We start from the raw sequence: 9,928 nt of genomic DNA, 5'->3' as shown, positions 1-9,928 counted from the left end.
ACGAGGACACGGCTCACGGAGACACGCCCGTCGTTGAGCGGTCGGAGTGGTCCGCGCCGTCTGCGCGCGCAGCGGGAACGTAGCCGGTATCCGCACTGGCCAAGCGGTGGCGCTCGCCGGGCGCGGCCGGCCGGCCGTGACGGGTCGTCAGAGCCCACCAGGTTACCCGCCACAGGGCTTCCGTCACGATCGCGCGGTTCATCTTCGATCGTCCGTGTTCGCGTTCGACAAAAGTGATCGGAACCTCCAGAATCCGGAACCCCGATCGCCAGGCCTGCCAAGTGAGGTCTACCTGGAAACAGTACCCCTGTGATGCCACCTGCCCAAGATCGCGGCTTTGCAGAACCGGTGCCCGGTACGCCCGGAAGCCGGCGGTCGCGTCCGCCAGCGGCATGCCGAGGACGGCCCGCACGTAGACGTTGGCTCCGCGTGAGAGCAGCAGGCGTGAACGCGGCCAGTTGCGTACCTCTCCCCCGGTGACCCACCGGGAACCGATCACCAGATCGGCGTCTCGCAGGGCGGCGAGCAGCCGCGGGAGTTCCTCGGGCTGGTGGGAGCCGTCAGCGTCCATTTCGACCAGGACGTCGTAGCCGTGGCGCAGTCCCCAGTCGAAACCGGCCACATAGGCTGCGCCGAGGCCGTTCTTGGCGTCGCGGTGGAGCACGTGAACGCGCGGATCGGCCGCTGCGATCCCATCGGCGATCTCCCCGGTGCCGTCGGGACTCGCGTCGTCGATGATCAGAAGGTCCACGTCCGGGTTGGCCGCGCGTAGCCGCATGACCGTGTTGTGAAGGCTCTCCCGCTCGTTGTAGGTCGGAACACACACGAGAACGCGCTCGTCGTCCACGCGTCTCCTTTCGGTGTCGCCAGCGGTGTCGGTGTCGCCAGCGGCGTCGGCATCATCAGCGGTGTCGGTGTCGCCGTCTGGGCCCCCCTGCCCACGGGAAGGCTGCCCTGCCCGCAGGCCGAACGCTACAGCGAGTAGTCCAAGAATCACTAGCAGCATCTCCGGGGCGACGCCGACGCGGTCGGCGAGCGTTCGGCTCGTGCGCAGCGGGAGCGAGGCGGTCAGGACGGCGGTCTCGTACAGGCCGGACTCTGCGACGATCCGGCCGTCAGGTGCGATGATCGCGCTCTGACCGCTGGTGGACACTTGGACGGCGGCTCGCCCGTGTTCCACCGCTCGTAGTCGTGTCATCGCCAACTGTTGCTCGCTTTCGCCTTTGCGCCCGAACGAGGCGTTGTTGGTCTGTACCACCAGTAGTCGCGCACCCGTGTTGACGGCATCGCGGACAAGACCGTCATAGGCCACTTCGAAGCAGATGACGTCGCCGATCGTGACTCCGCCGATGGTGACCGTTCCGACGCCGTTGCCGTGCACGAAGTCGTTGGGCATTTCGGTGGCGAACCGTTTGACGAGCTTTTCCAGGACGGTCCGGCCCGGCAGATACTCCGCGAACGGCACCGGATGCTGTTTGACGTATATCTGGCCGGTCCAGCCGTCGGCGTCCCACCCCAGACCCGCGTTGCGCACCTTTCCCCTCCCCGGCCCGTCGAGGACCGCGCCGACGAGGATGGGAGCGCCCACTGCCCGGGCCGCACGGTCGAGCATGGCGGCGGCGCGGGCGTCCGCGAACGGGTCGACGTCGGAGGCGTTCTCCGGCCACAGGACGAGGTTCGGACGCGGGGTGCGCCCGGCCGTGACATCCGCCCCGAGGCGTTCGGTCGCTGCCACGTGGTTGGCGGTGACCTGGAACATGCGTCCGAGTGCGTCCAGGCCACCGGACCGCGGGACGTTGCCCTGGACGGCCGCGACCTGTGCCGTGCCGACCTGTGCGGCGCTGGGCAGCGGTACGGCGAGCCCGAGCAGCGCCACGGCTACGGCGGCGCCCAGCAGGCCAAAGGGCGCGCGACGATCGTCAGCTCGCGCGCCCGGAGGCCGCAGTCCCCGGAGCAGCAGCAGGCCAAAGGGCGCGGTGGTGGCCCGCCGTCCCGCCTGGACGCGCCTGGCAGCCACCATGGATGTGCCGAGCGGGCCCAGGGCGAGAACGGCGGCGGCCAGCAGCGCCCCGCAGCCGGCAACGGCGGCGGTCACCAGCGGGGAGCCGCCGAGCGCCGCCAGGGGTGTCAGTGGTGTATCCCCCTGGCTGAAGGCCAGCTTTCCCCACGGGAACCCGCCGAACGGTGCGCGTCCTCGCAGCGCTTCCTGGCCGACCCACACCGCGGCGACCCACAACGGCCAGCCACGCACGCGAGTGACCAGCGTCGTCGCGGGTGCCACCAACGCGAGCAGGGCGGCTTCGCCGACCGAGAGCACGACCCAGCCGTCAACCCCGACGAAGATGACAAACCGCAGCATCGACAGCATGAAAGCGAGGCCGAACAGCATGCCCAGACCGGCCGAGCGCGCCAGCGGCATGCCGCGTACCAGCAGGGTGATGGCGGCTACCGCGACCGGCGCCAGCGGCCAGAGCCCCACCGGGGGGAATGCGAGGTACAGCGCGATTCCGGCCGCGACGGCGAGCGCCGGCCGGGTCAGGCGGCGGGCCCGGGCGCCGGCCGTACGCATCAGCGGTGAGCCTTCGCCGGTGCGACCCGCGGTCGGCATGTCCTGGGCTGTCACAGTCCCAGTGTCGGTCACCGCTGCGCCGGGGATCGACCGGGTCGGCGGATTGCCCACCCGCGATCGTGTCAGCCGGTCCCGGTCCCTGGATGGGCGGTGCCCGCGCGTTGGGGAGCCGGTTGTCCGGGGTCGGTCCCGCGGTGACCTACGGCATCCCGGCGGTCGGCAAGTGGCAACAGCGCCACGCCGATGATGATCAGAGTGAGGGATCCGATTTTGATCCAGTTTGCGGTTTCCGTACCTATGACAATGCCGATGACGGCGACCGACGCGGTGCCAAGTGCGCCGAAAGCCGCATAGGAAATACTCGGGCCCAACTCGGTGAGCGCGATCGCGAACAGGTAGGTGGTCAGGAGAAATCCGACCACGGCAAGCATCGAGGGCATCAGGTTGCGGAATCCGTGGGACGCGGCCAGCGCATAGGTGGCTGCCACGTCACAGGCTATCGCGGCCAACAGGGCCAGCCAGGTCATCGGCGTCCTCCGGGTATGGTCGGGCTTTTTCTTGTGGCGGGCGCCGCGGCGGCGGGCGGGGGCGCCACGAGTCGCGCTGGAGTGGGTGGTGCCACCGCAGGTGATGTCCGTGATGGTCATGACTGCTCCTGGGTCACGCGAGGTGATCGAGCATTCGGGCCGGCGGAATCCCGTACCCGCAGAACCTCGGGTACCTGCAATCCCGGGTATCGGGTATCGGGAATCCGGCGTCCTGCGGATCGGATCCGGCTGGAACAGGCACCGACGCTACTACGCACAGCATGCAAACATGTGCTCTACGTGTCTTCACCTCTCATGCGCCGCCGCCGTGGCCGGATTGAGGTAAGTAGCCAGGCGTTGCGGATAGTGGGCAAATAGTGGTCAACGAAGGCCCGGTTATCGCGCTGAGTAGTTAATTAGTTGTGGAGTTGTTCTGTCTGCGATGAGGACGACCGTGTCCAGACCGCGACACGCCCAGGTCGCCAACAGCACCAGCGCAACCGCCGTTCGCAGCGGAGAGGTCGCCGACCTGGGGAAACAGGAAATAGACGCAGATGGAACGCCCGGTTGACACCAGCGGAGTCAGGGCGGGTACGGTCCATGTCGTCCACTCGTGAGGCGGCTGCGTCAGCGCCTTCCCTGTCGGCAGACCGGCCGGTGGTCGTCGGGCGCAGGTGCGTCCGACGACCACCCGGTACCAGGCCCGGTCGGCGGTGGGGTCGGACAGGAAGTTCGTCACCGCCGGCGAAGGGGGAGCTGGAAGGCAGCCCGAAGGGTCCCGGTCGTCCCCTAGACAACGATCCCCTGCCCGCATCCGGCGCGCCGGGGATCGGTCCGAAGGACGGTCCGGGGCTCTTCGAAGTCCCTGCTGCCGAAGTCCTTACTGTCGGCGTCCGGGTTGTCGGCTTGCGATCATCCGGGTGGGGCCATCCCGGTTCCGGGTGAGGTCACCCCGTCCGGGCCAACAGATCGTGGACGACCGTGCCGCGCACGACCGTGCGCAGACATGTCGGGTCCGGGCCGTCAAGGTCGGGGAGCCCCGTTATGCCCGCTCGTGGATCGGTCGACCATGCCGTGACCCGGTCGTCGGGCACTTGGACGACCAGCTCCCCCGCTACCTGCCACACGGCGAACGTCGCCGGCGCGCCGGGCGTGAGAACCCCGCTGCCGTCACCGTCCGCGCGGGCCGCTCGCCAGCCGCCTCTCGTCGCGGCCGAGAAGGCCGCCCGGGCGCTGAGCGCGGAGGCCGGCGTGTGGTGTGCGACCGCGGCGCGCACACCACCCCACGGGTCCAGCGGGGTCACCGGAGCATCCGAGGACAGCGCCAGGACGACCCCGGCGGCGGCCATCGCCGCCAACGGGTTCATCGCCCGGGCGCGGTCGGCTCCCAGCCGCCGTGTGTACATCCCGTCCGGACCCCCCCAACAGGCGTCGAACGCGGGCTGCACGCCGGCTACCAGGCCGAGGCGGGCCATCCGGGCGATCTGGGTGACGTCGGCCATCTCGCAGTGTTCGACGCGGTGGCGTGCGGCCAGGACCAGGGACAACCCGACCTTGTCGGCCGCTCGTTCACAACCGTCCAGGACGATGTCGAGGGCCGCGTCGCCGATGGCGTGGAAGCCGGCCTGCAGACCCGCCTCACTGGCCCGGACCACCACCTCGTACACCGCGTCCGCATCCAGCTGCGCCACGCCGTGGTCGCCGGGTGCGTCGGTGTATGCGACCCGCAACGCCGCGGTGTGTGATCCCAGCGAGCCGTCGACGAACAGGTCGCCGCCGAGCCCGGCCCCGAGCGCCACCGCGGTTTCGACGTCCCCGGCCCAGTATCCGTAGATGGCGGGGCCCGCCTCGGCGGACGCGAGCGCGAGCAGGTCGCTCAGGTCGTCGGCGCTGGAGACCTCCGGCCCCGCCATCTCGTGCAACGCCGCGATGCCCAGCGCGGCGGCGTGGGCGCGCACGCGCCGCTGGGCGGCCCGCCGTTGCCGGGCGGACACGCTGTCGTACGCGGCGCTGCGGGCAACGTGGTGGGCTTCGCCCTGGCAGTGGCCATCGCCGAGCCATCCCGACATGCCGGCGGCGCCACAGCGGTCTGCCAGCGCTGAGGACACGACGGCGCGGTGGCCGTCGATGCGGGCGAGGTAGACCGACACTCCTGCGGCCGCCCGGTCGAGCTCGGCGGCGCTGGGCGGGCGGTCTTCCGGCCAGGCCGTGTCATCCCAGCCGGTGCCGAGCACCGTGGTCGCGGGATGCCGCCTGACATGGTCGGCGAGCTGGTCCAGCGCGGCCGCCAGGGATCGCGCTGAGCTCAGGTCGAGACCGTCGAGCGCGAGTCCGGTCGCGGTCATGTGCACGTGGGCGTCCACGAATGCGGGGGTGACCAGGGCATCGTCGAGCTCCACGATCTCCTCGACGGTCTCGTCGAGGGTCATCGCCTTGGCGGCCGCGGCCGAGCCGACCCAGGCAACCATGTCGTGGTCGACCAGCATCGCGGTCGCGAACGGCGCGGCCGGGCTATGCACCCGGCCACCGCGATAGAGGACGCGGTTACCAGCCGGTCGCGGCCCCCCGACTGCACCTGGGTTCGACGACATGTCGGTCACGGATGCCAGTCTGCCCGCTGTGAACCCGTTGTGGTCGCCTGCGACCTGTGAGGCCGTGGGTCGGGGGCCACTCTCGCGCCCTTTGGCCGGGTGCTACAGCGCGGGTGGCCGGGCCTCGTACGGGGTGGACAGGACGACCATGGTGCGGGTGGAGACGTTCGCCGCGGCGCGGATCTCCTGCAGCAGGCCCTCAAGGTTGCCCGGACCAGCGACCCGGACCTTGAGCAGATAGCTCTCCTCGCCGGCCACGCTGTGGCATGCCTCGATCGCGTCCAGGCGGCGCAGGCGGTCGGGCGCGTCGTCCGGCTGGCTCGGGTCGATCGGTTTGATGGAGATGAATGCGGTGAGCGGGAGCCCGACCTGGGAGGTGTCGATCAGGGCCGCGTAAGAGGTGATCACGCCCCGTTGCTCAAGCCGTCGCACCCGCTGGTGAACCGCGGACACGGACAGACCGGTGGCCCGGCCCAGATCGGTGTAGCTCATCCGACCGTCCCGGCACAGCAGACGGACGATCTCGCGGTCAAGGTCTTCCAACACGATCAGGAGCGTACGCAGCTCACCGATGATCGACGCGCCGCGTCCTCGTCCTCCCCCGATCCGTGGCCGGCCGTTGGACGTCGCGGGGTCCGTGGAACGAACCTCGTGCGATGTCCAACGGTAGGTAGTACGTGACCATCGGTGTTGCCTGGTTGGATGCAACTACCTGGGCACGAGGCGGCTTCGGCCCTGGACACCGACGTCCCTTACTGTGGCCCACCGGTGTTCATTACGGAAGAGGTGAGGCGTGGGGCTGGCCGAGCGGCTCGCGGGCAAGCGTGTCCTCGTCACGGGAGCGACCGGTTTCGTGGGCGAGGCACTGCTGGAACGGCTGCTTTCCGACCTGCCCGACACCCGGGTGGTCGTCCTCATCCGTCCCCGCGCAGGCAGAAGTGGGCAGGCCCGCCTGCGGAGTCTCGTGGCCAAGCCGGCCTTTGCCGCATGGCGCGAGCGCCTGGGTGCCGACGGCGTCGAGCAGGTGCTACGCGACCGGATCACGGTCCTTGAAGGCGATCTCGAACGGATCCCGGCCATTCCGGCGGATGTCGACGTCGTCGTCCACTGTGCCGGCGAGGTGTCGTTCGACCCGCCGATCGACACGGGTTTCGCCATGAACCTCGGGGGCGTCCAGGAGCTGCTGCGGGCCATTGGAGACAGCGGTGCCAGACCTCATCTGGTGCACATCTCCACGGCATACGTGGCCGGGCTGCGATCGGGGCATGTGGCTGAGGGCCGCCTCGTGCACAACGTCGACTGGCGGGCCGAGCAGGCCGCCGCGCAGCGAGCCCGGCTCGCGGCCGAGGACGCCTCGCGGACCCCGGCGGAGCTGCGCCGGTTCCGGGCCGAGGCCGAGGCTGAACACATCCGGGCCGGCGCGCAGACGGTCTCCCGGGAAGCCGAACGCCGCCGCCGCAGGTGGGTGGAGCGCCGGCTCGTCGACGCGGGCGGCGAGCGGGCCCGGGTTCTGGGCTGGACGGACTGCTACACGTTCACCAAGGCCCTCGCCGAGCGTTATCTGGAAGCCGAACGTGCCGGTCTGCCGCTGACCATCATGCGTCCGTCCATCATCGAGAGCGCGTTGGCCCGCCCGTTCCCGGGCTGGATCGAGGGCTTCAAGATGGCCGAGCCGCTGATCCTCGCCTACGGCCGTGGGGAGCTGCCGGATTTCCCCGCCTCTCCGGACGGGATCATCGACATCATCCCCGTCGATCTGGTCGTCAATGCGATCTTGGCTGCGACCGCGGCGACGCCGCCGGCATCGACTCCGGCCTATTACACCGTGTGTTCGGGTTTTCGCAATCCGCTGTTGTTTCGTGACCTTTATGAGAATGTCCGCGAATACTTCGGGCGCCACCCGTTGACCAAGCCCGGTCGTGGCGCCATCGCCGCCGCCGACTGGCGTTTCGCCGGGGCTGCCACGGTCGAGAGCCAACTGCGGCGCGGCGAGCGTTTCGCGGAGATCGCGGGAAAGGCGCTCGGGTACGCTCCGCGCTCGGACCGGGTCCGTCAGGCCGCCCGGGACCTGGAGCAGCTCGATGAGCGGCTGGCGTTCCTGCGGCGCTACCAGGACCTCTACCGTTCCTATACCAAGGCGGAGCTGGTCTACGTCGACGACGCGACCCGCGCGCTGGCCCAGAGCCTCGACCCGGGCGACGCCGAACGGTTCGGCTTCGATCCGGCCTGCTACGACTGGCGCACCTACCTGCAAGAGATCCACTTTCCGAGCGTCACCTCGACTTTCCGCGGTCCGGAAAAGCCCGCGGCCGCGGCCCGGCGGGTGTCGCATGCCCTTGTCGGCGGCCCGGACACGCTCGCGGTGTTCGATCTGGACGGGACGCTGGTGTCCTCGACCGTGGTCGAGTCGTATCTGTGGCTGCGCCTGACCGACCAGAGCCTCGCGGCGCGCGGACGCGAACTCGCCCAGCTTGCCCGCGCGCTGCCCGGATATGTGCGGGCTGAGCGGCGCGACCGGGGACATCTCATCCGGGCGGTGTACACGCGCTATGCCGGCGCAGACCCCGACGAGCTCGCCCGCCTCGTCGACGAGGTCGCCGGTGACATCCTGCTGCGTCGGGTGAAGGCGGGAGCGATCCGCCGGATCCGCGAGCACCGGGACGCCGGGCACCGGACCGTCCTGCTGACCGGCGCGGTCGAGGTCCTCACCCGGCCGCTGGCACCGCTGTTCGACGAGGTCGTCGCCACCCGGCTCGCAGTCGGGACGGACGGGCGCGCCACCGGCCGTCTGGTCTCGGCACCGCTGGTCGGTGACGCCCGGGCCGCCTGGCTGGACCACTATGCCAAGCGAGTGGGAGCGGATCTGTCGGCATCCTGGGCATATGCGGACAGCCAGTCGGACCTGCCGATGTTGCGTGCCGTCGGCAACCCGGTCGCGGTCAATCCGGACCTGCCGCTGTACCGGGTGGCCCGCCGATCCGGCTGGCCGATCGAGGAGTGGGCCTCGACCCGTGGCGAACCACGTGCAGTGGTCGGCAGCCGGCGTGAGCGCAACGCTCATGCCGGCGCAGCTCATGCCGGCGTCGGCGGCTCGTCCGCGGGCGGCCCGGTTCGCGTCCGCACATCACGGCTGGGAGCCGACCGGTGAGCCGCGCGTTGGAGCTGTACCGTTCCATGCCCCGCTACCTGGCCACCCGGGCGGTGTCGGGTCGGCTGCCCGCCCTGGCCGGCGCCGCGGCGGCGACGACGGCGCCGCTGCGGTTGACCGACGGGCCCGTCCCGGCCCTGCCGGGCGAGGGATGGGTCACGATCCGTCCACGGCTGTCGGGGATCTGCGGTTCGGACCTCGCCACCGTCACCGGCCAGTCGTCGTTCTACTTCACGTCCCTGGTGTCCATGCCCTTCGTCCCCGGGCATGAGATCGTGGCCGACACCCAGACGGATGTGACCCTTGAGGACGGCACCGAGTTGCCGGCTGGCAGCAGGGTGGTACTTGACCCGGTCCTGGGCTGCGCGGCCCGGGGCGTCGCGGCCTGTGCCGGCTGCGCCGCCGGACACACCAGCCGCTGCGATCGGGTCACCTCCGGTCACCTGTCCCCCGGGCTGCAGACCGGCTCCTGCGCGCAGACCGGCGGCGGGTGGAGCCGGGCGCTGGTCGCCCACCGTTCGCAGCTGTACCCGGTGCCGGCGGACCTGCCCGACGAGCGGGCGGTACTGGTCGAGCCGCTTGCGTGCGCCGTGCACACCGCGCTGCGGGCCCGGGTCGCCGACGGCGATCGGGTTCTGATCATCGGCGCCGGTTCGGTGGGGTTGTTGACCTTGCTGGCGCTGCGCGCCTACACCAGGGCTGGCCTGGTCACGGTCGTGGCCAAGCACCGTCATCAGGTGGAGCTGGCGCGGCGGTTCGGAGCGGATGAAATTCTGCCCCCTGCGTCCGCGGTCGGCGGCGTGCGTCGCGGTACCCGTGCGCTCAAACTGGAGCCGGACGTCGGGCCGCCGTATCTGCTCGGCGGTGTGGACGTCGCGATCGACTGCGCCGGCAGCGCTTCGTCGCTGTCGACGGCGCTGCGCGTCACCCGTGCCGGTGGGCGGGTGGTGCTGTCGGGGGTTCCCACCGGTTCGGTCGATCTGACCCCGCTGTGGTTCCGGGAACTGGAGCTGGTGGGTACCTACGCCTCCAGCGTCGGTCGGAGTCGGGCGGGGGACGGAGTTGAGGACACCGCTGCCGCGCAGCGACCGGA

Annotated in this window: 6 protein-coding genes; 2 read left to right on the top strand and 4 right to left on the bottom strand. The window is 70.5% G+C overall.

Annotated elements, in window-relative coordinates; translation table 11 throughout:
* Positions 1 to 13: 13 nt before the first annotated feature.
* The 4 genes from lnt to U9980_RS06165 all read right to left on the bottom strand — a co-directional run bounded on the left by lnt (position 14) and on the right by U9980_RS06165 (position 6,230).
* A complete protein-coding gene (lnt, locus tag U9980_RS06180; protein WP_322767053.1) occupies positions 14 to 2,680 on the bottom strand; it encodes an apolipoprotein N-acyltransferase in 2,667 nt (888 codons plus the stop codon).
* A gap of 11 nt (positions 2,681 to 2,691) precedes the next feature.
* Positions 2,692 to 3,216: a multidrug efflux SMR transporter gene (locus tag U9980_RS06175; protein WP_322767052.1), complete on the bottom strand. Its 525-nt coding sequence runs from the start codon at positions 3,214 to 3,216 to the stop codon at positions 2,692 to 2,694.
* Positions 3,217 to 4,043: 827 nt separating this feature from the next.
* Positions 4,044 to 5,687 (bottom strand): amidohydrolase, encoded by a 1,644-nt coding sequence (locus tag U9980_RS06170; RefSeq protein WP_322767051.1) that lies wholly within the window; start codon positions 5,685 to 5,687, stop codon positions 4,044 to 4,046.
* 102 nt (positions 5,688 to 5,789) lie between these two features.
* Complete coding sequence (locus U9980_RS06165) at positions 5,790 to 6,230, bottom strand: Lrp/AsnC family transcriptional regulator (RefSeq protein WP_322747803.1); 441 nt, start codon at positions 6,228 to 6,230, stop codon at positions 5,790 to 5,792.
* 250 nt (positions 6,231 to 6,480) lie between these two features.
* On the opposite strand from U9980_RS06165, the gene U9980_RS06160 reads away from it, so the two are divergent.
* Positions 6,481 to 8,835: an HAD-IB family hydrolase gene (locus U9980_RS06160; RefSeq protein WP_322767050.1), complete on the top strand. Its 2,355-nt coding sequence runs from the start codon at positions 6,481 to 6,483 to the stop codon at positions 8,833 to 8,835.
* On the top strand, positions 8,832 to 9,928 hold a 1,097-nt coding region (locus tag U9980_RS06155), incomplete at its 3' end, for a zinc-dependent alcohol dehydrogenase (RefSeq protein ID WP_322767049.1). The genes U9980_RS06160 and U9980_RS06155, both read left to right, overlap by 4 nt.

The sequence above is a fragment of the Protofrankia sp. Cr1 genome, from assembly GCF_963555865.1.
In the GTDB taxonomy this organism is placed as follows: Bacteria; Actinomycetota; Actinomycetes; order Frankiales; family Frankiaceae; genus Protofrankia.
Note: the sequence above shows the minus strand (reverse complement) of the source record. Positions and strands in the feature narration are given on the sequence as shown.

What these genes read in the sequence shown, in the direction of transcription:
- U9980_RS06175 (WP_322767052.1), bottom strand. Translation starts at nt 3,216, where the DNA reads ATGACCATCACGGACATCACCTGCGGTGGCACCACCCACTCCAGCGCG.
- U9980_RS06170 (WP_322767051.1), bottom strand. Translation starts at nt 5,687, where the DNA reads ATGTCGTCGAACCCAGGTGCAGTCGGGGGGCCGCGACCGGCTGGTAAC.